Annotated in this window: 21 protein-coding genes; 6 read left to right on the top strand and 15 right to left on the bottom strand. The window is 43.4% G+C overall.

Annotated features, from left to right (window positions below; translation table 11 throughout):
* Positions 1 to 41: 41 nt before the first annotated feature.
* The 4 genes from ACH6C1_RS13070 to surE are packed head-to-tail and all read right to left on the bottom strand — an operon-like array spanning position 42 to position 4,665.
* Positions 42 to 1,121 carry an ABC transporter ATP-binding protein gene (locus ACH6C1_RS13070; RefSeq protein WP_374077665.1) on the bottom strand — a complete coding sequence of 360 codons (1,080 nt, stop codon included), beginning with the start codon at positions 1,119 to 1,121 and terminating at the stop codon, positions 42 to 44.
* The gene (locus tag ACH6C1_RS13065) at positions 1,118 to 2,824 is read right to left on the bottom strand and encodes an ABC transporter permease (protein ID WP_374077663.1); all 1,707 of its coding nucleotides are present in this window, start codon (positions 2,822 to 2,824) and stop codon (positions 1,118 to 1,120) included. The genes ACH6C1_RS13070 and ACH6C1_RS13065 overlap by 4 nt, the downstream gene beginning before the upstream one ends.
* Positions 2,825 to 2,842: 18 nt before the next feature.
* Complete coding sequence (locus tag ACH6C1_RS13060) at positions 2,843 to 3,862, bottom strand: ABC transporter substrate-binding protein (protein WP_374077661.1); 1,020 nt, start codon at positions 3,860 to 3,862, stop codon at positions 2,843 to 2,845.
* Positions 3,863 to 3,876: 14 nt separating this feature from the next.
* Complete coding sequence (gene surE / locus ACH6C1_RS13055; RefSeq protein WP_374077659.1) at positions 3,877 to 4,665, bottom strand: 5'/3'-nucleotidase SurE; 789 nt, start codon at positions 4,663 to 4,665, stop codon at positions 3,877 to 3,879.
* 513 nt (positions 4,666 to 5,178) lie between these two features.
* Here surE and ACH6C1_RS13050 point away from each other — a divergent pair.
* Entirely contained in the window at positions 5,179 to 5,352 is a 174-nt protein-coding gene (locus ACH6C1_RS13050; protein ID WP_176465718.1) for a hypothetical protein, read from the top strand.
* A gap of 32 nt (positions 5,353 to 5,384) precedes the next feature.
* Here the strand turns inward: ACH6C1_RS13050 and ACH6C1_RS13045 are convergent, their stop codons facing one another.
* The 4 genes from ACH6C1_RS13045 to solA all read right to left on the bottom strand — a co-directional run bounded on the left by ACH6C1_RS13045 (position 5,385) and on the right by solA (position 9,349).
* On the bottom strand, positions 5,385 to 6,164 hold the full coding sequence (locus tag ACH6C1_RS13045) for a nucleotidyltransferase domain-containing protein (protein WP_374077656.1): 780 nt from the start codon (positions 6,162 to 6,164) through the stop codon (positions 5,385 to 5,387).
* Positions 6,165 to 6,252: 88 nt separating this feature from the next.
* Positions 6,253 to 7,722, bottom strand: coding sequence for a murein hydrolase activator EnvC family protein (locus ACH6C1_RS13040; RefSeq protein ID WP_374077654.1), 1,470 nt, complete (start codon positions 7,720 to 7,722; stop codon positions 6,253 to 6,255).
* 223 nt (positions 7,723 to 7,945) lie between these two features.
* The gene (locus ACH6C1_RS13035; RefSeq protein WP_176465717.1) at positions 7,946 to 8,116 is read right to left on the bottom strand and encodes a hypothetical protein; all 171 of its coding nucleotides are present in this window, start codon (positions 8,114 to 8,116) and stop codon (positions 7,946 to 7,948) included.
* A 111-nt stretch (positions 8,117 to 8,227) separates the two neighbouring features.
* Positions 8,228 to 9,349, bottom strand: a complete 1,122-nt coding sequence (gene solA / locus ACH6C1_RS13030; RefSeq protein ID WP_374077652.1) for an N-methyl-L-tryptophan oxidase — start codon at positions 9,347 to 9,349, stop codon at positions 8,228 to 8,230.
* 193 nt (positions 9,350 to 9,542) lie between these two features.
* Here solA and ACH6C1_RS13025 point away from each other — a divergent pair, with 193 nt between their 5' ends.
* The 3 genes from ACH6C1_RS13025 (at position 9,543) to ACH6C1_RS13015 (ending at position 10,562) form a co-directional block, all read left to right on the top strand.
* Entirely contained in the window at positions 9,543 to 9,683 is a 141-nt protein-coding gene (locus ACH6C1_RS13025; protein ID WP_374077650.1) for a hypothetical protein, read from the top strand.
* Positions 9,684 to 9,793: 110 nt separating this feature from the next.
* Positions 9,794 to 10,072, top strand: a complete 279-nt coding sequence (locus ACH6C1_RS13020; RefSeq protein ID WP_095222880.1) for a hypothetical protein — start codon at positions 9,794 to 9,796, stop codon at positions 10,070 to 10,072.
* A gap of 100 nt (positions 10,073 to 10,172) precedes the next feature.
* Positions 10,173 to 10,562 carry a hypothetical protein gene (locus tag ACH6C1_RS13015; RefSeq protein ID WP_374077648.1) on the top strand — a complete coding sequence of 130 codons (390 nt, stop codon included), beginning with the start codon at positions 10,173 to 10,175 and terminating at the stop codon, positions 10,560 to 10,562.
* A 29-nt stretch (positions 10,563 to 10,591) separates the two neighbouring features.
* On the opposite strand, the gene ACH6C1_RS13010 is transcribed toward ACH6C1_RS13015, so the two are convergent.
* Positions 10,592 to 11,245 carry a reverse transcriptase-like protein gene (locus tag ACH6C1_RS13010; RefSeq protein WP_374077646.1) on the bottom strand — a complete coding sequence of 218 codons (654 nt, stop codon included), beginning with the start codon at positions 11,243 to 11,245 and terminating at the stop codon, positions 10,592 to 10,594.
* 156 nt (positions 11,246 to 11,401) lie between these two features.
* Between ACH6C1_RS13010 and guaC the strand changes: the two genes are divergently transcribed.
* Positions 11,402 to 12,385 carry a GMP reductase gene (gene guaC, locus ACH6C1_RS13005; protein WP_095222877.1) on the top strand — a complete coding sequence of 328 codons (984 nt, stop codon included), beginning with the start codon at positions 11,402 to 11,404 and terminating at the stop codon, positions 12,383 to 12,385.
* A gap of 466 nt (positions 12,386 to 12,851) precedes the next feature.
* A complete protein-coding gene (locus tag ACH6C1_RS13000) occupies positions 12,852 to 13,175 on the top strand; it encodes an antibiotic biosynthesis monooxygenase (protein WP_374077644.1) in 324 nt (107 codons plus the stop codon).
* A 39-nt stretch (positions 13,176 to 13,214) separates the two neighbouring features.
* On the opposite strand, the gene lacZ is transcribed toward ACH6C1_RS13000, so the two are convergent.
* The 6 genes from lacZ to ACH6C1_RS12970 all read right to left on the bottom strand — a co-directional run bounded on the left by lacZ (position 13,215) and on the right by ACH6C1_RS12970 (position 22,904).
* Positions 13,215 to 16,256, bottom strand: coding sequence for a beta-galactosidase, LacZ type (gene lacZ, locus ACH6C1_RS12995; RefSeq protein ID WP_374077642.1), 3,042 nt, complete (start codon positions 16,254 to 16,256; stop codon positions 13,215 to 13,217).
* 24 nt (positions 16,257 to 16,280) lie between these two features.
* Positions 16,281 to 17,105, bottom strand: coding sequence for a carbohydrate ABC transporter permease (locus ACH6C1_RS12990; protein WP_366249379.1), 825 nt, complete (start codon positions 17,103 to 17,105; stop codon positions 16,281 to 16,283).
* Complete coding sequence (locus ACH6C1_RS12985) at positions 17,102 to 18,037, bottom strand: carbohydrate ABC transporter permease (protein WP_374077640.1); 936 nt, start codon at positions 18,035 to 18,037, stop codon at positions 17,102 to 17,104. The genes ACH6C1_RS12990 and ACH6C1_RS12985 overlap by 4 nt, the downstream gene beginning before the upstream one ends.
* Before the next feature lie 69 nt (positions 18,038 to 18,106).
* Entirely contained in the window at positions 18,107 to 19,381 is a 1,275-nt protein-coding gene (locus tag ACH6C1_RS12980; protein ID WP_374077638.1) for an ABC transporter substrate-binding protein, read from the bottom strand.
* A gap of 258 nt (positions 19,382 to 19,639) precedes the next feature.
* Entirely contained in the window at positions 19,640 to 21,406 is a 1,767-nt protein-coding gene (locus ACH6C1_RS12975) for a sensor histidine kinase (RefSeq protein WP_374077636.1), read from the bottom strand.
* Between the two features lie 13 nt (positions 21,407 to 21,419).
* Positions 21,420 to 22,904 (bottom strand): response regulator transcription factor, encoded by a 1,485-nt coding sequence (locus ACH6C1_RS12970; RefSeq protein WP_374077633.1) that lies wholly within the window; start codon positions 22,902 to 22,904, stop codon positions 21,420 to 21,422.
* Positions 22,905 to 22,983: the final 79 nt, after the last annotated feature.

Below are 22,983 nucleotides of genomic sequence, written 5' to 3'. Positions count from 1 at the left end.
CAAGAAAAAAGACTCCCTTTCACGGGAGTCCAGTTTTACTATCATCTTAATTCTATCAGCACTTCTTCGGTTGTATACTGCGTCTCTTTTGCTCTTGCCTGCAACGACACCAGCTCTCCTTCACGCCATGCTGAAGCAGCAATTGGCTGAGATGCCTGATAATCCTGACTGTCCACCCGAATCACGTAATGCCGTTCTGTGCCTTGGAACTGGCTTATGATTACTTCTCCTTTCAATCCATCCGCTTCTGCCGGTAACAGCTGCCATTCCTCCGGTCGGACAGGATAAAGCTGCTTTTGTTTCAGCTTTTCTGATACGCCATTATCCCTCCAGCGTATTTGACTGCCGGCAGGTACAAAATGGTCACCATGCCACGTACCTTCTACTAAATTTGCTTTCCCAACAAACGTAGCCACAAAAGGAGTTTCCGGACGCTGATAGATTGTTTCTGGAGCATCTGCTTGTTCAATCTTGCCTTGCTTCATGACAAGCACTCGATCAGCCATTGCCAAAGCCTCTCCTTGATCATGCGTAACATAGATGATGGTGGCACCCAGCTTCTTGTGAATCTGCTTGATTTCCTTTCGCATACTGATACGCAATTCCGCATCCAGAGCACTAAGCGGTTCATCCATTAGCAGAATATCAGGTTCCGGAGCGATTGCCCGAGCTAAGGCTACACGCTGCTGCTGTCCGCCTGATAGTGCTGCAGGATATCTTTTCCGGAAAGATTCCATTCCGACAAGCTGTAATACCTCAGTTACTCTTTCTGCCTGTTCTTCGACCGTCCGTTTTTGGGTAAACCGATGATTTCTCAATGCAAAGCGTATGTGTTCCTCGACCGTCATGTGAGGCCAAAGGGCAAAAGATTGGAAAACCATGCCTATATTACGATTTTCCGGCTTGCTGCTATGTTTGGAATTAGCTACTTCTTTATCACCGAATCGTATAGCACCGGCCGTAGGCTTCATGAAACCAGCCAGCAATCGCAGCAATGTAGTTTTTCCACAGCCAGACGGACCGAGAATAGCGAGGAATTCCCCCTCTGGTATCGTCAGATCCACTTGGCTCAATGCAGCGGTTTTCCCATAATGCTTTTCCAATCCTTGTAATGTGATCATGCTTTTTTCCCCCTTTGACTCCATTTACGCTGCAACACGAGATAAGCAATACCCCCGAGCAGAATTGCCAGGACAATCAATGACGAATATGCAGTCGAGTACGTGCTGTAACCAGCTTGCTCGAAACTGAAAATGATCACTCCGACTGTCTCGGCACCGCTGGACCAAAGCATACTGGAGACAGTCAGCTCTGTCAGCGATGTCAGCAAAACAAGCAGCGCACCACTCAGGACACCCGGCAAAATAAGCGGCAAGAGAATTTGCCTCCATCTTGTAATAAGATTAGCGCCGTTCGTCCGCGCTGCCTCCTCCATCCGAGCATCCAACTGCGAGAAAGCAGTGTAGCTGCCTCGGAACTGTAATACAAAGAACCGCGTTATATAAGCGATCAATAGAATAGCTGGTGTGCCATACACACCTGGATACCAGCCAGGTAATGGCTGCATCCACATCAAGATGATGCATAGCGCCAGTACCGTCCCTGGAAGGGCGTAAGGCATCGTAATAATCGCTTCCAATATCTTTGGAAATCTTCCTTGCCTATGGGAACGGTAATAAGCAAATATAGTTCCGAAAATAAGACAGACAAATGCAGTGATGAGTCCTAGCAGAAGACTATTGTTTAAGGATCGAATTACTTTTTCATCCTCAAATAAGATATAGCGATAATTTTCCAGAGATAAATTCTCCCATGTCAAATCGATTCCATATGCTTGAACCAAACTGACTGTACCCATTGCCAAAAAAGGCACCAGGCTTGTACTTAGCAGAAATATCCAAAGGACTGTCTGCAAGATTTTCCTCCGGCTTGGGCGCAGCTGGATTCGAGGCTCATTATCCGGCACAGTTGTTTCTGCAACTTTGCTTCTTCTTAAAAGCCATACTTGAATCAGCGTAGCAGCTGCAGCAACGATACCAAGCAATACGGAAAGAACAGCTGCCCGACTGAAGGCACTTGGTCCATAGCCGATGACTTGTTCATAGATGTATGTACTCAGTACACGGATATTCGCAGGTATACCTAGAAAAGCTGGCACACCGAAGTTATCCAGATTGGACAAGAACGCTAGCAAACCTCCGCTGCAAATACCAGGCAGGGCCATCGGAAGAATCACTTTTCTCCAGGTTGAGATACGTGACGCACCCGAGACCATTGCAGCAAGTTCTGCATCACGAGGAATTCTGCGGAACACTTGTACTGTCATCAAATAGACAAGCGGGTAATGTGATATACCGAGTACGAATATAATTCCTCCGACACTGTATAGATTAGGCATCAGCCATTCAGGCAATCTACCAAGCGGACCTGAACTGCTGAAAAACTGTACCCAAGCAAGTGTCGTAATATAAGACGGAATGATGAAAGGCAAATAGATGAACAGCTGCATAACAGACTTACCGCGAACATCTGTATATGCCATCATTGCAGCCATCGTTATGCCGAGTATCATGGACAAGACAGTACTACCGAGGACGATATAAATTGTATTCCAAAGTGTTTTCCAAGTGACAGACTCCCTGAGCACCTCTGAATAAGCACTGACAGAGAGGCTCTCTCCAGAGGTGAAACTCATTAGTATCAGCCTGACAATCGGCAGCAGGAAAAAGAAGATGAGGATCAGCATCCCGATTATAGTAGGAAGCTTGCGGAGGGCGGTATGCCCGCCTTCTTCCAGCTGTCTTGATTTCATAGTTAGTTGCATGGGTTGCCCTCCATTTGCTTATTTACCGAACAGGTCCTCAAATTGCTGTTTGTCTTTATTGCGTGATGTATACAATGCTTCTGTATCAGCCTGTAATACTTTCATGTCATCGTATGTCTTCAGCCCTTCCGGAGCATCGATTCCTTCACGGATCGGGGTATAGCCCAGCTCTGCTGCCAGCTTTTGTCCTTCTTCAGATAAAACATAATCAACAAAAGCTTCTGCTGCTGCAGTGTTATCTGTATCCTTTGTGATACCGATCGGTTCCGTGATGACCGGGACACCTTCCTCTGGATAAACGAGCTCAACTGGAGATCCATCCGCTTTGGCCCTGGCAGCAAGATAATCGACAATTACACCATACTGCTTGTCACCGGAAGCAACAGATTTCAATACATCACCGTTTCCCTTTACTACTGCAGTTTCTTGGGTTTTGAGCTTTTCATAGAATTCCCAGCCAAAAGCATCCTGTCTGGTCAAAACACCAAGATTGTATGCTGCAGCACCAGAGTAAAGCGGACTAGGCATGACTGTCTGAGCCTTTGCATCAGCTTCTTCTAATGCACTCCAGCTAGTTGGTACGTCACCTGATTCGGTATTGGCTACTATTCCTGTTGCCATGATTTTCGTTCCTGTATAATAATGATCAGCATCTTCAAATTCATCCGGGACGCTAGCCAATTCTCCAGACTCATAGGCCTGCAGCATATCCTGCTCCTTCAAATCCTCAAATGTCACACTGTCCGCAACGAGCAGGACGTCGACTTGTACATCTCCTGCCATCTTCTCCGCATTCAGCTTGGAAATCACTTCTTCGGTACCAGAACGGTATGTTTCTACTTCCACCTCCGGGTAGAGCTTTTCAAAGCCCTCGACCAATTTCTGAGCATCCGCATCCGGCTGGGATGTATAGAAGCTGAGCGTACCAGCGATTTCTCCGTCCGAAGCACCTGCACTGGTACCGGCTTCCTCTTGCCCGCATGCTGTAAGTGCAAACAATGCAGTACCTACGATACCTGCCATCCATTTTCTTTTCATCCCAATCTCTCCCTTTACTCTGATATATTTGTCTCCATAGACTTAAACCAGCGTTCTACTTGTTCTTGTTTGCGTTTATAGTGGGTGCGCAATTCAATCGGTGAGACGGTTATGTATCCTTCCTTCAACAAAAGATAATCGCTTGCCGGATGAAAGTTCTCCAGCTCCCGAAGCTGATCCTTCAGCCAATAATATACTTCACCATGGGGATCATGCAGGCCAACGAAGCGATACCGCGATACACTCATGTCCATCGGGATGACTTGAATCCCTTTGTACTCCCGTTTATCGACATTCGGCAAATTAACATTCAGTAAACCGACCGATTTCGATCTATGCTGGAGCAGAACTTCTGCAACCTGATAGAAAAGAGTCTTTACCTTGGAATAGTTCACATGGTGAACAGAGCTAATATTCAAGCTGACGGAGGCAGACGGGATGTTATATAGGGCAGCCTCCACAGCCGCGGCCATCGTGCCGGAGTAATACACATCCCTCCCCAGACTAGGTCCCAGATTGATCCCTGAGAAAAGGAAATCCGGTGTTTCCGGAAGCAATACTTCCACACCGAGCTTGACACAATCAGCAGAAGTACCGTTAAGGCTCCAAGCTCCAGCAACACCCGGAAAATGATACATCTCCTTTACACGAACAGGCTGCCGTGAAGTAATAGATTGGCTGACAGCGCTGAATCCCTGATCTGGGCAAACGACATATACGTCGCCGAAATGCTGCAGTGTCTCAATCATCGCCTCTACACCAGGAGAGAAGACACCGTCATCATTGGTAACCAATATTTTCATGTGACGCCCTCCTCTGCTTGCATAAAGCCAGACAGACAGCTTTCAGCTGCATCCTGCACTATCTTTTCCTGAGGTTCATTCCAAGGCAACATTAAAGAAAAATACATAGCCTTCACAGCATTACTCCTTTCAATTGTTCCTATATTGTTAACTGTACAAGCTGATTGTGAAGCTAGTGTTTAAAGTATTGTGAAGATATGTTTAATTGTTGTAAAAGAAAGAAAATTGTTACGGGAGACTTATTCTCAATAAGAACAGCCATTTATCTATCACTCTGTCTGTTTGAATGTAAATAATTTACAACATATACATAAATTGATTCTTTTCATGAGCATAGAAAATCTTGTGATTACTTTTGACCTACTCTCCGTTAGAAGTCCGCTAAGAAAATGCAGATTATACTAATTTGCCACAGAATCTTAATGGTATATTCGATTTAATTCATATACATTCGTCATTTCCTATGAGACAATGGATATAGAAATATAATAAATAGGTAAGGAAGTGGGTTCGATGCTCTACAGAATTGTCCGAGAAGCGAACGGAACGAAAACCTACCTAAAACATTCTAGTTCATCTTCAGATATGCTGTTCCGTAATGAAATGGAAGCAACAGATCTGATGGAGAAGCTTAATTCACAGACGAATAGCGATGTCCGGTGGTCGGTTCAAGCTAGTATAGATTAAAAGCGATATCCTGAAGGATATCGCTTTTTCTTTTACTTATTAAGAAGAGATACTTCTGCAATCAACCTTTGAAAAAAAGGATAGACTACTTGTTTTTCTGCTTCTCTAAGATGATTTTCCAGAAAAGATTGTTCTCGGGTGAGCAGATGAAGAATAGCCGTTGCTGCTTTTTGATGCCCTGATGGAGTGACATTATCCAAGATTATTTTGAACTCGGAAAAAATAGAGAAAGGCAGCAGCTGCTCCGCTCGTTTCAAACCAAGTTGTGCACGACCAGGTGCATAATGATGCAAAAGCATTCTGGCGAGCGGATCGGTAACTTGCTGAAGCATAGCAGCTGCCCATGCACCATTCCCTCGCAGAGCAGCTTTTCGATACTGGAAGAGAAACCATGTCAAATCTATTATCTGGCTGCCATATTCTTCATCTGACATCGTCAGGTTTTGTGTTTCTTTGAATTGATCCAGCAAGTGATGCGGATCTAAAAGAGTTTGAAAATAGTCGCTCTGTTTAAACGTCTTTTCCGTTACTGTGAACAAATCCACATGGAGGAAGTCCTCGTAAACAACAATTAACTGTGGCGCAATTATAAATAGCTCTTCGCTATAAAGCACATTTTTATATGCGGAAAGCAAGGTCAATCTTTTCATCAGAAAGTGATTTAAGTCATTTTCTTCCACTAGGCAATATAAATCTATATCAGAGTACGGGTCCTGTTCTCCTCTGCCAAAAGATCCTTTTACGAATATGGCTTTGACTTCCTCTTCATTTGCTAAAATATCTGCTAGTCTATCTAATGCTGGTTGGTGCATTCAGCTCCCTCCTTTTTCCATATATTCCTTCCACTTTACACGAAATGCAAAAAAACTCCAACACCCTTTACGAGTGTTGGAGTATTACTTAATTCAAATATGGAATCGGGTTCACTGCATTTGATTTACTGCCGTTCCATGCACCTGTGTGCAATTCGAAATGAAGGTGCTGTCCTTGTGACATACCTGTATTCCCCATTGTTCCGATCTGCTGCCCTTGGGAGACACGCTGACCTGCACTAACTTTCATCGAGGTTAAATGAGCATATACAGTGGTATATGTTTTTCCATCAATAGAATGGCTCACAAAAATCACATTTCCGTAGCTGGAAGAATAATAGGCTTGTGACACCGTACCAGAAGCTGCTGCCCAAATCGGCACATTAGATCCACGCTTTGCAATATCGATTCCGTAATGGAATGTACCCCATCTTGGTCCGAAACCGGAAGTAATACTGCCAGGTGCTGGTGTAATGAAATCACCACTGGACACAGGAGCCTTGGATGTTTGCTGCTTCTGTTTTGGTGCAGTATTTGCCTGTTTAGCTGGAGCTGAAGCTGACTTAGCAGATGCCGACTTCGTATCTGCTATTTGCTTCTGCTCAGATGTTTTCTGCTTCGGCTCTTGTTTTACTGCCGATTCGCTTGCAGCAGATGCAGAAGCTTTTTCCGCTTCGGCAGCTGCCTCTTTTTCAGCTGCTGCTACTCTAGCAGCTTCTTCCTGCTTTGCTTGCTCTGCACGCTGACGCTCTTCTTCCTTGCGTGCTTCTTCCTCTGCTTTCTGCTTATCACGGTAAGCAACCTCTGCAGCAATAGCTTCTTCCTGGGCAGCCAGCAATGCGGATTCCTCACTCAGACTGACAAGTTCTTCAGAAGTTACATCATATTCTTCCATAACATCTGCAATAAGCTTGTCCTTCTCTTTCTGCTGATCTGTCAAGGTTTGCTTTGTCTCTTTTAAGACATCTGCCTGCTTCTCTACACGAACAAGCTTTGTTTGACGCTCTGATTTCTTGGATTCAACATCTTCTAAGTCCTGCTGCTGAGCTTCCATCAAATCCTGATCGGCTCCCATGATTGTGCTTACAGCATCAACACGGTTCAGGAAGTCCGAAAAACTCTTGGATTCCATGATGACATCCAAATATTTTACCTGACCCCCACTTTTCTGCAAAGAGTGCATCCGATCCTTCAGCAAACCGTGACGCTCTTCGATCCGGACTTCAAGATCAGCAATTTCCTTCTTCAATGTATCAATATCAGATTCCAAGCTGGAAATCTCAGATTCTGTATCTGCTAGTTTGGTGTTCGTTTCACCGATTTTGCCATCGATTTCCTCTAACTCAGTGCGGAGTTTCTCAGCAGCAGCCTGCAAGTCATCCTGCTTCTCTGACTTCTCTGTTTGCTGCTCTTCATTCTCCGATTTCTTCCGTTCGACTTCTTCTCTTTGTTCATCCAAATCCTCATAGGCAAAAGCAACATTACTAGATACCGGCAAGACAAGTGCAGCAGTTCCGATCACTGCAGCCAAACCGATATGCAGCCATTTTTTTCTCAAATCCGTTCCCCCTGTGAATCTATTTATTTGATTTTTGTTTCTTATAGCCCTAGTATGATTAATCTGTAATGAATAGAAAATAAAGTAATCTCCGGAAACAGTATACTATACGAAAGTGTGACAAAACATTACAATAATGTTTCAATTTCACCGTTACTAGAAATGAATGGTAAGCTTTCCTGTAGAAAATATAAAAAGCATGCACGATAGTTGTGCATGCTTTTTATATAACAAATAATACGATAAATGAAACGATATAGATGAATGCTAATAATATCCCCAAAATCATGAAAGGCACCCTCATCTGCTTACTTTTGACAGCTCCATAAAATAAGAGCCCGACAGTAAGCAAGGCCACCGCCAAGATCAGAATCAAACGCACGCTTGGTGGCATGATACAGCATCTCCTTACAAAAAATAGTCTATTCCTTTATTATAACATGATAGAAAGTCACCTTGCTTTGATTTATGTCCATTCTTTAACAATAACATTCAAACACTGCATCTATTCAAATCTATTTAAACGAAAAGGCTTCATATCCACTGTCAATTCCTTCTCCAGTGCCATTTCACTGAGAGCTTCACCTACTGCACTGGCGAATTTGAATCCATGGCCTGAAAAGCCGAGTGCGAACATGACTTCAGGGTAATCCGGATGATGATCAATGATAAAATCTTCATCGGGAGTCATGCTGTACATGCATGTTTTCCCTTCCCGAAGCCGAAATGTTCCGCCGCCCATAAATCGAGACAGGAAGCTTAACAGCTCTTCTGCGTCACCATCATGGAATGGATCACTCTTCCGATCTGGGTGTATCTGCAACCCGGTGTCATGACGTCCGATTTTCAATCCAGTCCTGTTTACATCAGGAAACCCATAATATGTACCCATATCCGTGTCAAAGCTGAAACAAGGAAATTTGCCTTCCTGAAAAGATTCATCAGCGTGCAGCCAAGCGAATGTCTTCCGGGTGACTGTAATCGGCAGCTGCAGTCCTAGCTGTGACAGCAATTCTCCTCCCCATGCTCCTGCTGTTACGATCAGCTTCTTTCCACTATATATCTCATTATCAGTCTTTACTTTGACTTTGCCCTTTTTTATATGTATTTTTTCTACACGCTGGCCTCCTGCAAGTTTGGCTCCATGGGAAGCAGCAAGTTCAGCGTATCCATTCAAGATCTGATCCGTTAACAGATAACCTGCATCCTTTTCATAAGCGCCGAAATAATCAGAGGGAATAGTCAAACCTGACCAACGTTTTTTCATTTCGTCCGAAGTAAGCTTTTGCACATCCAAGTCATATTTTTCACCGCTCTTTAAGACATTCTGTATAAAAGGACTTGATTCAGGCCCGCAGTTTAATACACCTGTTTCAAGCAAAATGTTTCTTTTGATCCTCTGCTCAAGATCCTTCCACAATTCTCTGGCACGGAGAGCAAATGGCACATAAGCCTCCCCTTCGCCATATGCATGACGGATAATCCTTGTTTCCCCGTGGTGGCTTCCGTGGGTATGCGGAGGATGATAGCTGTCCAGCATCAATACCTTCTGTCCTTGCTTTGCCAGCTGATAACCTGCACTCATTCCCATTGAACCAGCTCCGAGAATGATGATGTCGTATAGCATGTTCCTCACCTCATCTTTTCAGTAAATTAAGCATATCGAAAGAGGAGTTGGCGGACAACTTCTAGAAAGAAGTATTTTCGGAGAACAGGCTGCAATTTACCTAGTATAAAGGATGCGATTATGTGCCATTATACTGGAAGTGTTAACAAAACACGGTAGTAGAGAAAACCTATGGAGAGGGAGTGTAAATAAAATGGATTCCCAATTGGACAAAGCTATCCAATACATTGATATGACGCTTGCCGAAGGACTTTTTGACCCAATGACGCGACTGGAAATGCTGGAAACAAAGCAAAGGCTGGAACAAGCTGCAAATCAGGAAAAAAGTCCTTAAAATGGCTCAACGACAGCTTTTCTAAACTTACTGACACTGGTTGAATTAACAGAAACTATCCATTATAGTTATTTTTGTCATTATTTTACCTATGTCAGGAGCGATTTTTTATGGAACCACAACAAAGAGACCATCAAAGCAATGGTCAAATGAGAATCATGCAATGGGTATGGACATTGGTATTAACAGGTATCCCTCTAGTCAATATCATCATGCTGATCATCTGGGCAGCTGATCGTGCCAATCCAAGAAGGAACTTTGCCATTGCTACATTTATTGTAATGGCCGCAGTTATCGTAATTTATTTCATTATCTTCATGATTTTCATGATTCTCGGCATCGCACTATTTGAATCAGATCCAACGTATTCCGACACATACTATTATTGATAACTTGTCAGAAAGTTAGCAATTCTACTGCTAGACTTCTAAAATCTGCGAAAATATCATATGATAGAGGTTGCAGACAATAATAGAGGAGTTTTTAGTCGTGACAGTACTTACGAAAACCGAAAGTCTGGATAAAGTTCTTGCTGAGATGAACATGCGTTCTAAGAAGAAGCGTGCCCGCAAGAAATTCATCAAGCAGGCAATTCAACAGCTGGCAACTGAACACCAAACAGCTGTAGCGGAAACGCCGCTAGTCGAGACAAAAGCAGCATATGCTTATGATAAGCTTCCAGTAGGATTCATGATTAAGATCGGAAAACAGCATTTCTCTGAGGAAGCTATCTTCCGTTTCTATTACAATCAGAACCATCCGCAGGAGTATAAAAACAAGGAATTGCTGACAGAACGTTTCCAAGCATTAGTGGAAGCAGCATCTGGTTCTACCAAGACTAGCTTGATTGAAGCTCTTGATCAACAGACTTCCAAATAAAAATGACCGCTCAAGCCTAGCTTGGGCGGTTATTTTTGTATCGTGCTGTCGATTTGGATACTTTTCAAAGCTTGGCTTGCAAGCTGATCTGCTTCTTTGTTTTGATTTCTATCCACATGGGCATATTGCACCGTTAACCCAATTCTCTTCACGACATCATCCACTTTATCTGCCCAGTATTTCAGTTCTTTCTCATAAACTGGCCACTCTTCCGACATCTGATTGACGACGGTTCGGGAATCTGTGTATACCTCTATTTCCTGATCTTTCACTCCTATTTCCGACAAAACTCCTATCGCAAAATGCAGAGCTGCATATTCCGCTTCATTATTTGAGATAAGCTGCTCCATCTCCTGGTTACGCCGAAGACGGTACTCCTTTTGATTTTGGTCGTAATGAACAACACATCCCAGGCCGCCTCTGCCTGTTTCCTTATCAAAACCTCCATCCACATACACGCGGACATTATGCGGTTCTGTTTCCAGTTCCTTCATGTAGCTGCGCAATTCCTTTATGGTCCATTCTGTCTCATATTGATCCAGAAGCTCTAACTGCGGTACTCTTCCGCTCTGCTGCATATCTTCCATCAGTAAAAGCGCAGCACCTGGCAGCAAATAATCTGATAAGAATTCCGCTTCTGTTCCTTTAGGTGTACGATAGATCATCTTCATTCGCAATTTCACTTTACTATCCCTCCCCTCTTATTCTACCCCATTTCATTATATTTTTATTTTTTGAATAAAACCTTTGCTTTGTTTTCTGAATTATTGTATAGTACCAAAGGGCGAACGAAATAAAAGACACCACCAAAAATAATTCGTCTTTAGAGGGGTATAAACATGGAAAATGTATTTGATTACGAAGATATTCAATTAATTCCCGCAAAATGCGTAGTAGACAGCCGTTCAGAATGCGATACGACTGCTACACTTGGAAACCATACATTCCGTCTGCCAGTCGTACCGGCAAATATGCAGACGATCATTGACGAAAACATCGCCACTTATTTGGCTGAAAATAATTACTTCTATGTGATGCATCGTTTCGAACCTGAAACAAGAGAAGCCTTTATCAAGAAAATGCAGGAAAATAATCTGATCGCATCCATTAGTGTAGGAGTAAAAGAAGACGAATATGGTTTCATAGAAGGACTGGCAAGCAAAGCTTTGGTACCTGAATTTATTACGATTGATATCGCTCACGGTCATTCCAATGCTGTTATCCGCATGATTCAGCACATCAAGAAGCATTTGCCGGAAAGCTTTGTCATTGCTGGAAACGTCGGTACACCAGAAGCAGTCCGGGAGCTTGAGAATGCTGGAGCTGATGCAACGAAAGTAGGCATCGGTCCAGGTAAGGTTTGTATTACAAAGATCAAAACTGGCTTTGGAACTGGAGGCTGGCAGCTGGCAGCACTGCGCTGGTGCGCGAAAGCAGCAAGCAAGCCAATCATCGCTGATGGCGGTATCCGCACTCATGGCGACATCGCCAAATCAGTTCGCTTCGGAGCATCTATGGTCATGATCGGCTCCTTGTTCGCTGGTCATGAAGAATCACCTGGCGACACGGTAGAAAAAGATGGCAAGCTGTACAAAGAATACTTCGGTTCTGCATCTGAGTTCCAAAAAGGCGAAAAACGTAATGTCGAAGGCAAGAAAATGTTCGTTGAGCACAAAGGTTCACTTCAAGATACTTTGACAGAAATGGAACAAGACCTTCAGTCTTCCATCTCTTATGCTGGCGGTACAAAATTAGAAGCAATCCGCAACGTTGATTATGTTGTTGTTAAAAACAGCATCTTTAATGGCGATAAAGTTTATTGATAAAACTGGCTGTCGCGTTAATACCGACAGCCAGTTTTTTATTTCATGACGTATTTCATTTGATACATCAGTCAGCTTTTTGATTGCTCTAAATGAATTTCACTATTCTCATGACGATAGATTTGATCAACACAATAGACATAATGATGAATAATATAAGCATAAACGCATCCTGTCTAATATCGTCAAAAATGGTATAGGTTACACTGAGATATAATGCCAACATGCTTATAATTTCTAAATCAGATTAACGAAGTCAGACTTAAGCATACCGCGCTCCTTATATCGAAAAATTCAGTTTATATATATATATATATATATGACAGGACATCCTCACGTTGTAAAAGTATGACAGACAGTTTATATTCTACAACTTCCCCTTCAACACTGATAATCATTCTCATTGACTGTTCCCCAGCTTTCTGGTAGCTTTAAAGGAGAACGAGATTTATGAGGAGGCAATCCTATGTTTGTCAATCAAGTTATTTTCGAAGGTGCACTCGACGCCCAAGATAAAATTATAAATAAAGTAAAGCATACGATGGAAGAACTGACTGATGTGGCTGGCTTGCATTCAGCCGAATGCTGGAACAAAGATACGAAAAAAAGTGATACAGTCGCTTATGCTATTGTTACCAAGTGGGATCAAAAAGCTGATTTCGTAGCCTGGATCTCCCGAGAATCACATGTAGCAGAGCACCGTGCAATGCGCAAAGAAAATAAAGACAAAGATCAAGCACCTGTCATGACGAAGACATTGCTGCAATATGAAGAAGCAAGCTTCGTATAATAAGAACCCCCCCTCTGCCTAAGCAGAGGGGGGGGTTCTTTATACCCTTTTGATAGTAAAAGTGAAGCTGTGATCTCCATCAGATGATAGCCTATGCTCCGGGTGCACCGGTGCTCCCCAGCTATCATCGCCCCCCACACCCATCTGCTTGCCAGAAACAGTCAGCACAGTATAATGTACTGGCGGCAATTCATAAGCATGACCGGCTTGCTCAATCTCCAGGGCAGTATGCGGAGATGCATTGCATGTAATCGGCTTATCATCAGATTGAAGTTCAATCCCGCTTCCCTTTTCACTGGTAAGCCTCAGCCAGCGAACTCCCGTCCTTGTGCCAGATTCCTGCGGTCGTACGTAAGCTGTACCGTTTGTTTGAACCGTATTCCGGAACCGGCTGAGCCTCGCTCCATGACTTCTGTCCGCGTAGTTCTCTTCTGGCCCCTGGGCAAACCATTCCAAATTGCTATAATCTGCAGAAGTCCGGAAAGAAAGAGCAAATGTCGGCAGATCTGGTAATCCTTCTGCCCCTTGGTACACTGCTTTCACACGGATACAACCATCCGGGAACACGGAATAGATTGTTTGGACTTGCAGCTTTTGTGCTATTGAAAATGCATAGGTAAATGTCACATCCACTTGCTCAGTCCCTATATCCAAAGCCACATCCGTACATTTCCTCGCAACACTGGCTGCCAGCCAGACCCCTGCTGTATAGCTATGCTGATAGCCGTTGTCATTATCCGTGCTTGCCCGCCAGAATGTCGGATGAGGAGGTGTCTCAATCAGTTCCTCTCCGTCATAACGAAGCGACGTCAAACTGCCTGCTGCTTTTGAGAATTGAACACTGAAATCATTGCCATATACGCCGATATTTACATCTCCTTCGACAACACGGAGCGTACCAGAAGCTTTAGGAATCTCTGCTTTTCTCTCCCAAACATATTGTCCGAATGCGATTTCAAATCCCGCATCCGCCCATAATGCTGCTTCACGCAATCTCATGCTGGCATCGATTGTGTATGTTCCTGGTTCTGCTATAACACTTGCTGGAATATCCATCTCATATTCTGCTTGCTGACCAGCTGAAACATCTTGTTCAATGCTTCGTTCATAACAGCTTTCTCCTTCTCTACGCACTGCCAAGACCAATTCATAGGCACTTGTATCGGCAAAGAGATTTTCATTGCGCACTACAATTTTTTTATCATCTATATCCAATTTGATATTCTGATAAAGATATTTCACTTCCTGCATTTTCGGAGAAAGTTTACGATCGGCAAAAACGATGCCATCTGTACAGAAAATATAATCAGTCGGCCGATCCTGGAAATCGCCGCCATATGCCAGGAATTCCTGACCGTAACGATTCTTTTTCAGAAGTGCCTGGTCCATGTAATCCCAGATAAAACCGCCTTGGTACATTGGATAGGCATTTTCCAAATCAGTATATTTGTACATGCCGCCCAACGAGTTGTTCATCGCATGGGAATATTCACAGCTGATAAATGGTTTCTCCGGTTCACTTTCCAAATACTCTATAATGTCTTCCACTTTGGCATACATCCGGCTTTCCATATCACTTGCTTCATCGTATTCCCGTGCGTGGAACACGCCCTCATAATGGACAAGTCTGCTCGGGTCCTTTTCACGGAAGTAATTCGCAACATTGACGATGACTTCGCCAGCGTACGATTCATTACCACAGGACCAGATCAGAATGGACGGGTGGTTTTTATCCCGTTCCAGCATGGATACTGCCCGGTCCATTACGATATCCTGCCATTCAGGCAAATTGCCCGGTACGTTCCAGGATGGCTCCACTTGTCCAAGCTTCTGCCAGGAACCGTGCGATTCCAGGTTCATCTCATCGATAACATACAAACCATACTCATCACATAGCTCATACCACCGAGTCTGGTTCGGGTAATGAGAAGTCCGGACTGCATTGATATTATGCTGCTTCATCGTTCTAATATCCCACAGCATATCTTCTTCGGTAACGACCCTTCCTGATCTCGCATTGAACTCATGTCTATTGACACCTTTGAAAACAACCCGCTTACCGTTTAGGCACATCACTTTGTCTATCATCTCGAAACGGCGGAAGCCGACGGTCTGCGGAATGACTTCGACAAGCAGTCCTTCCTCATTGTAAACTTGCAGATAAAGAGAATATAGATTAGGATTTTCCGCACTCCATAGTTGCGGTGAATCTACATGAAATGAAACGACAGCTGTTTTTTCATGGAATAATCCTTCAGCTTCCTGTACTAAGCTTCCATGCTTGTCATAAAGGCTGCCTGTTATTTTTGCAGCCGCTGGTATATCCTCTTGGAATAGCATTGCTGCCTTTAGCGATCCTTTTGAATATGTTTCATCCAATCGTGCTTGTACAGACAAATCAAAAACATGCAGCTCTGGTGTCGTGTATAGATACACATCTCGGAAAATACCCGAGAAGCGCCAGAAATCCTGGTCCTCCAGCCAGCTGCCTGTGCTGCGCTGATACACCTCTACCGCCAATTTGTTCTCACCTGGCTGGAGATATGCTGTCAGATCGAATGCTGCTGGGGTAAAACTGTCCTCGCTGTAACCGACAAATTGACCATTCAGCCAAACGTAGAATGCCGACTCTACACCCTGGAAAGAGATATATAACGGCATGTCTTCCATATGCTTTGGTACAGTAAAATGTTTCACATAGCTGCCGACGGCATTATCCTCCATCGGCACCTGAGGAGGCCGGATATCATGTATTCCATCCCATGGATACATCGTATTCACATATTGCGGTGTCCCGTACCCTTCCAGTTGGATATGAGCTGGGACAGTAATGGAATCCCAACGACTATTGTCGTATGCTGCACTGTAAAAATCCGCAGGACGAACAGCAGGATTCTGTGCGTAATGGAACTTCCATTTTCCATTTAGACTGTGGCGCCAAGGCATTTCCTTCTTTGCCTTGGCCTGTTCCAAAGTCTCAAAATACACATGATCAGAATGAGCTGGCACACGATTCACCGCGAACACACTTGTATCCGAAAGCCAATCCAAACTTGGAATTACATTTGTATTGATTGTCATATTTACTTCCTCCCTCTCTTTCTGTTACTTCACGGAACCCATCATTCCAGCTACGAAATGCTTCTGCATGAAGAAGAAGATAATCGCTGTCGGCAATGTCGCAATAACGATTGCCATCATGATCATGCCGTAATCAGGCGAGTAGCTGGAACCTAGATTCGAAATAAGCAATGGAATCGTCTGTTTATCTGGTGACTGTAAGACGACTAGCGGCCAGAGATAGTTATTCCAGCTGGCCATGAATGTAATGATGGCTGCAGCGGCGTATGTTGTCTTCATCGTTGGTACATAAATTCGGAAAAAGATACCAATCTCCTTCAAGCCATCGATCCGGCCTGCTTCCAAAATTTCTTTAGGAAACATTTTTGTACTCTGACGGAAGAAAAAGATAAGGAATGCTGTCGTAATACTCGGCAGAACTACAGCAGTTAGTGTATCAATTCCGAGAAACGGAAAGATTGGTGTGATACTGCCGAACATACGGAACAAAGGCACCATCAAGGCCGCAAATGGAATCATCATCGACAATAGTAAGATATTGAATACGACATCTTTTGCTTTGCTGCGATAAATCTCAAATCCATATCCCGCCAAAGAAGCTATCAGCAAGCTAAGGACTGTTGTAGCGACTGCAATAATTGCTGAGTTCGTCAACGCTGGAACTAAATCTACTGTTTGAAGCAGATTCTTGAAGTTCTCAATAAAATGTCCACCGGGCAGTAATTTCCCTCTCGTAACATCAGTAGACGTGTTTGTCATGCTGACAACCATCCAGTAAAACGGGAAGATGGAAATGATCGCACAGATGCTGAGGAAAAGATAACCGATTACTTTGTTGGATAGTCTCATTTCTTATCACCTGCCGCTTTGAATTGGATGATCGAGAAGATAACAATCAAGATTACGATGGCATAGGAAACAGTTGCAGCATAGCCAAAGTCAGGCGTGTACTTGAAGGACAAGTTATAAATATATTGGGAAATGGTCATGGTGGCATTTCCTGGTCCCCCAGCTGTAATGTTCATTACCTCATCGAACAATTGCAATGTCCCGATTGTCGATGTGATGGATGTGAATAGAATGATCGGCTTCAGCATTGGAATCGTAATCTTGAAGAACTGCTGGATAGCAGAAGCACCATCGATTTTTGCAGCTTCATAGATGGATCGATCCACGTTTTGAAGAGCAGACAAATAAAAGATCATATTGTAACCAGTCCATCTCCATGTGATTGCCAGGATGATGGTGATTTTCGCCCAAAACGGGTCTGTCAACCACTGAATTGGCTCAGAAACCAGATTGATCTTCAGCAAGGCCATGTTCACGATACCGTCTGGTGCAAACAGGTATTTAAACACAACTGAGTAAGCAACAAGTGATGTTACACATGGAAGGAAAATGGCTGTTCGGAAGAATCCCTTCCATTTCAGTGTCTTATTGTTCAGTACAACAGACAGGAATAATGCTAACAAAATCATGACTGGTACTTGAATGATCAAATAGATGACCGTATTCTTAACCGTAGTCAGGAATACAGGGTCCTGAAATAGACGGATATAGTTCTCAAATCCGACAAATGACAGATTCACACCGCTGCCAGACTGGAACGACATTATCAATGCCTGCACCATCGGGAAGAAATAAAATATTCCAATTAAAAGTGAAGCTATCGCAACAAATGACCAGCCGACCAATGTATTTTTCAGCCTGAGGGATCGTGCTGGACGAGGTGCTGGTTTTTCTGCAAGTTTTTCCGGTCCTAGTTTTTCAGGAATATTCATGAATGTGGGCTCCTTTCGAAAGAAGCCCCGGGAGGCAGCTTTTGTTCGCGGCGTCCCAGGGCACTTGGTTTACTTCGCTTGCTGTTCTGCCAGCGATTGTGCGTTTTCCATAACCGTATCTAAATCTTCGCCCTGCAAATATTTCTGGATTTCATTCGCAAGGATATCCTCGATCACATACGTATGAAGACCGTAATTGACCTGTGGAATTTCTTCTGTCCAAGCTGCGAAATCAGACATTATCTTCTGACCGCCAAAGAATTCATCTTCTGCTTGATAAGCTTCTCCTTCAGCTGCAGGCTGATAGGTTCCGACACCGCCTACTTCTTCAACGAACTGCTGATGGAAATCACCGTCGGCACCGAATGTCTGGCCTAAGAATTCAGCTGCTTTTTCTTTACCAGGGATGTTCAATACATACCAGGAGCTCCCGCCTAAGTTGGATGCATTCACTGATTCCATGCCAGGAAGTTTCGGGAATGGTGCTACTGCCCACTTACCTGACTGAGATGCTTCCGCTTTAACAGAAGGAGTGATCCAGTTACCACTTGGCAGCATGGAAATGTCTCCATTATTGATTGTGGCAATGTACTGGCTCCAGTCTGCATGAGGTTTCACCAAGTCTGCATCGATCATTTCCTTATACAGACGGAATGCTTCTTTCAGCGCATCATTATTAGCTATATTCGGAGTTACTCCATCTTCCTCCAAATACCATGCACCACTTGTCTGGATCATCATACGCAACAGACCTAGATCTTTTGGATCCTGCGTGATCATTTGCTTGCCTGTAGCATCTTTCACTGCTTTACCGATTTCAATTACTTTCTCCCAATCAGCGTCCTGCAGGTCATCGATGCTGTATCCTGCTTCTTCCAGGTAATCAGTTCGTACATACAAACCAGCTACACCTGAATCGAAGGGGACCCCATATTGCTTGCCTTCAAAGCTAGTCGGCGGCTGTTTGTACTTTGCAAATTCATCGATCGAGATTGCATCGTCAACCGCGTAAAACATATCCGGATAAGACTGCAAGAAGCTTTGCGCACGATAGTCCTCAATCAAAACGATGTTCGGTAGGCCTTTCGTTGTCCCAGAGCTGAGACTAGTATTGAGCTTTTGGATGATGTCGTCCTGTGCATACTCGATAACTTCAATATTAAGCTCACTGTTTTCCTTTTGATAAGCTGTCTTCGCAAGCTCAGCTGCTTTTATATTGAAGTTCGGGTCCCATGCCCAGACTTTGATATCGTTCGTATCTGCATCCGCTTCCGAGCCGGAACCCGAAGAACACGCAGACAGAACGAGCAAACTAACAAATAAAAGTGCTAAAAACTTTTTCATCAAATTATACCCCCTCTTTTTTTGTAAGCGCTGTCTTTATGATTCAATCTTAGCATGCGTCTACTATCTTCTGTTAGGAATTTATTGAGTCATACTTGGATTAAATCTCTATATTGATAACGCTTACATAATGGATATTAGGATTATTTTTTGTTACTTGTATTTTCTACCGCAATTTACTTTACTCCGATACCGCCTCTTCAGTACGACAGTTGAAATATGTTTAACTCCATCCATGCTGACTGCCAAGCAGCTGCATCATATTACGTCTCTTTCTTCTTCTTTTACTGCAGGCAGCCTTAATTTTACTTTCGTACCCTGTCCTGTCTCACTCGTGATGGACACACCATATTCTGTTCCATACAGAAGCTGGATTCGTTCATGTACATTTTTGACACCGATACCGGAAAACAGCTGTCGATTGCGGTTTGTATTAGGCAAATATGCACATGCTGCCATTCCATCGCCATCATCTGCTACTTCACATACAAGGTCGTCTGCTTCCTTCCATACAAGCACTGAAATAGTGCCTTCAGCTGTTTTATTGAAAGCATGGAAAAATGAGTTTTCGATAAAAGGCTGCAATATCAGCTTTGGAATAAGATAGTCCAAACAATCCGGTGACACCATGAACTGTACCTGAATCCTATCCCCGTACCGTTTCTGATTGATTAGCACATAGTTTTTTAAATTCTGCAGTTCCAGCTCTACGGTAACCGACTCATCAACATTGCCGATTGTATTTTGCAAAAGCGTGATGAACGCATCAATCGTTTTTTCAGCTTCTTCCCTTTCCCCCATCATGACCAAGAACTTGATGGAAGCCATCGTATTATAAAGGAAGTGGGGATTGATCTGCTGCTGCAATGCAGCCAGCTCCGCATGACGCTGCTGTTTTTGGGCTTCGATGAGTTTCTCTACATATACTTGCAGTTCATCCATCATGCTGTTGAAAGCAAGGCCAATTTGATTTGTTTCGTATGTACCTTCATACACGAGCCGCCGCTTCAGTCCTTTCTTTGGTACAGCTTCAATGTCTTTAACAAGCTTCGATAGGGAGTTGGTCAGCCGCTTCGTAACAAGGAAAACAATGATCAGGGCAAGAACGACAACACCAGCTAGCAATAATGCAATTTGTTTTGTATCAATCAGATTTCCGACAGCGGTCTGCTTGTCCACCATATTGACTAGGTACATATCAAAATAAGGCAGATATTCTGCCAGCATAATTTGATTCGTATCCTGAAACTCGACCTCCCGGTACGTTTCTTCATCGGTTTGCATGTTTTTTGCCTGCTGACTAAGTTCAGGAAGCGATTGCCCGATGACATTCGTCAGACTGCTCGAGACCACCTTGCCGTTTTGATCGAGCACATAAAAATCATTACCCGGCTTTACGTAGTCTGTGTAAAAGGAACGCAGCTGCCCCTCTTTAATCGGAAAGTAAACCGCACCATATGACTGATCTGTTTCCCGATCAAGCAGTGCCTTCGCCGCAATGACATAATTATCGGATGCTTCTCTTGAATCCTGAAAATAAAGCAGCTTGTTCGGTTCCTTGGTGATCGTTTCCGTAATGTCATGATTACGAATATCTGTTGGTGCTGCAGGCCAATACGTAAAGTTCGTCCTGTATGAGATTGCATCTTGATCAGCGATTGCTATTTCCACATTTTGATCACCTAGCTGTTCCCGCAGATGATCAATTTGGCTCATTACAAGGTAAAGACTCATAATACGCTCATTATCCGGCTCTTTCTCTGATAAATAAGCCTCGATTGTGCTGCTCTGACCGATATCGGTAGCCGCCATCACAATGCTGTAATTCAATTCTTCAAAATCATACTGAATCTGATCGATGATCTGTGAATTGGTAATGCTGAACTTTTCTACGAAAAACTGCTCAGCCATCCGGATTGTCGTAAGAGTTACGGTAATAGCAACTAAAATAATAAGTGCAACAGTTATAAGGAACATCTTCATAAACAGACCATTGGGCTGAAGACGGTCTTTGATCAAGTTCATCAACTTCCCCTCCTTAGCTCATCATCCGTTTTCGCCGATATTGCGAAGGAGAATAGCCTGTTTGCTTTTTGAAAACACGACAAAAATAACTGTGATCTGAAAATCCGACTTGCTCACTGATTTTTGAAATAGGAATATCGTTTTGTCTGAGCAAGGAAATAGCTGCCTCAATTCGGATACGGTTAAGGTACTCGCTGAAACCCTCTTTGCTATGGGTAGAAAAATAATTGGATAAATAAGAAGGACTAAAATGGAAATGGTTCGCAATATTCGTTAAAGATAACGATTCATGATAATGCGCCTTGATATAATCCGTCAGTTTCCGCATATGGCCCTGTCCTTCCTCTGTTTCCACAATCCGCTTTACTTCTTTTAAAAATGATTCAACCGTCTGATTAGCTGTATAAACATCCGCTGATTGACCGACTTGTTGGAAATACGAATACTTCTTCTTCTCCAGCACTTCTGTCTGGTAATCCATATTACCAAGCAGCACCATTAGATTGAACATAATATTATTCAGAAAAGCTTTGTATTCGCCAATATCCTGTTGGTAATCCAGAACCATCTGTCCGATATGTTCCTCTAAATAAGTAAGAGCTTCCTGAAAATTTTCCCGCTTGCACTCTTCGATAAATCGATCCAATTGGAATAACTGTCTCTCCTCAGCCAGTGGCGGCAGGATGTCTTCCGACAGATAAAACTTCCCCGGAAAGAAAAACCGATAACGCTCGACTTTTTCCAGTTCCTTTTGCTTTCCTTTCAGTTCCGAGAGATTAGCAAAAGCTTCTGTACTGCATACAGCACCTGATTTCGGTAATTCCCCAAATAAACCCTCACTGAATGTATGGTCGCTGTTCCACAAGTATATGTGCAGATCTGAAGTTTGTAAGATCGACGTCAGGACTCCCGCTTCCTTATCTATATATTCATGAAGCGGCTTTGTTGTCTTATTTGCTTCCAGTCTATAGCTTACTACTTGAAAATGCTTATGCGGAAAATATGCAGCATCTTCTTCTTCCATACGGATATCAGTTCCTTCATAGAGAATACGCAATTTTTCCGTTAAGGTTTGCTTATGCTCTCCCTCACTGCTAAGATGAAATCCTTCCAGCTGGCCTGCTGCAAGGCGCAAAGTCTTCAGCAGCACTTCTGCATTCAGCTTCGGTTTAAGAATATAATCGATAACTCCGTTCTGAAAAGCACTTCGTACATAATCGAATTCACTGAAGCTGCTCAGTACGATCAGTCCGATATTCGGGTATTTTTCATTTACCATCCTCGTCAAAGCTTCGCCGTCCATAATCGGCATGACGACATCCGTGATAACAATATGCGGGTTCAGCGTTTCAATCAGTTCCAATGCTTCTTTTCCATTTGAAGCTTCCCCAACTATTGTGAACCCTTCCTTCTCCCAATCCAAATAGTATTTGATGCCTTGTCGGATAAGAATTTCATCATCGACAATTAACGTCCTGCACAATTCCTTTGTATCCAAAATGCATGACACCCCTTTATCAGGCTGCTGCTTGATCCTGTTCGGAAAGCGCTTTCTTTTATAGTGTGACGGATATAGG

It is taken from the genome of Terribacillus sp. JSM ZJ617 (assembly GCF_044383785.1).
Taxonomy (GTDB): Bacteria; Bacillota; Bacilli; order Bacillales; family Amphibacillaceae; genus Terribacillus.
This window is presented reverse-complemented; position numbering and strand designations above follow the sequence as displayed.

Excerpts from the sequence above, each read along its gene's own strand:
- ACH6C1_RS13070 (WP_374077665.1), bottom strand. The coding sequence starts at position 1,121 with ATGATCACATTACAAGGATTGGAAAAGCATTATGGGAAAACCGCTGCA.
- ACH6C1_RS13065 (WP_374077663.1), bottom strand. The coding sequence starts at position 2,824 with ATGCAACTAACTATGAAATCAAGACAGCTGGAAGAAGGCGGGCATACC.
- ACH6C1_RS13060 (WP_374077661.1), bottom strand. The coding sequence starts at position 3,862 with ATGAAAAGAAAATGGATGGCAGGTATCGTAGGTACTGCATTGTTTGCA.
- surE (WP_374077659.1), bottom strand. The coding sequence starts at position 4,665 with ATGAAAATATTGGTTACCAATGATGACGGTGTCTTCTCTCCTGGTGTA.
- ACH6C1_RS13050 (WP_176465718.1), top strand. The coding sequence starts at position 5,179 with ATGCTCTACAGAATTGTCCGAGAAGCGAACGGAACGAAAACCTACCTA.
- ACH6C1_RS13045 (WP_374077656.1), bottom strand. The coding sequence starts at position 6,164 with ATGCACCAACCAGCATTAGATAGACTAGCAGATATTTTAGCAAATGAA.
- ACH6C1_RS13035 (WP_176465717.1), bottom strand. The coding sequence starts at position 8,116 with ATGCCACCAAGCGTGCGTTTGATTCTGATCTTGGCGGTGGCCTTGCTT.
- solA (WP_374077652.1), bottom strand. The coding sequence starts at position 9,349 with ATGCTATACGACATCATCATTCTCGGAGCTGGTTCAATGGGAATGAGT.
- ACH6C1_RS13025 (WP_374077650.1), top strand. The coding sequence starts at position 9,543 with ATGGATTCCCAATTGGACAAAGCTATCCAATACATTGATATGACGCTT.
- ACH6C1_RS13020 (WP_095222880.1), top strand. The coding sequence starts at position 9,794 with ATGGAACCACAACAAAGAGACCATCAAAGCAATGGTCAAATGAGAATC.
- guaC (WP_095222877.1), top strand. The coding sequence starts at position 11,402 with ATGGAAAATGTATTTGATTACGAAGATATTCAATTAATTCCCGCAAAA.
- ACH6C1_RS13000 (WP_374077644.1), top strand. The coding sequence starts at position 12,852 with ATGTTTGTCAATCAAGTTATTTTCGAAGGTGCACTCGACGCCCAAGAT.
- lacZ (WP_374077642.1), bottom strand. The coding sequence starts at position 16,256 with ATGACAATCAATACAAATGTAATTCCAAGTTTGGATTGGCTTTCGGAT.
- ACH6C1_RS12990 (WP_366249379.1), bottom strand. The coding sequence starts at position 17,105 with ATGAGACTATCCAACAAAGTAATCGGTTATCTTTTCCTCAGCATCTGT.
- ACH6C1_RS12985 (WP_374077640.1), bottom strand. The coding sequence starts at position 18,037 with ATGAATATTCCTGAAAAACTAGGACCGGAAAAACTTGCAGAAAAACCA.
- ACH6C1_RS12980 (WP_374077638.1), bottom strand. The coding sequence starts at position 19,381 with ATGAAAAAGTTTTTAGCACTTTTATTTGTTAGTTTGCTCGTTCTGTCT.
- ACH6C1_RS12975 (WP_374077636.1), bottom strand. The coding sequence starts at position 21,406 with ATGAACTTGATCAAAGACCGTCTTCAGCCCAATGGTCTGTTTATGAAG.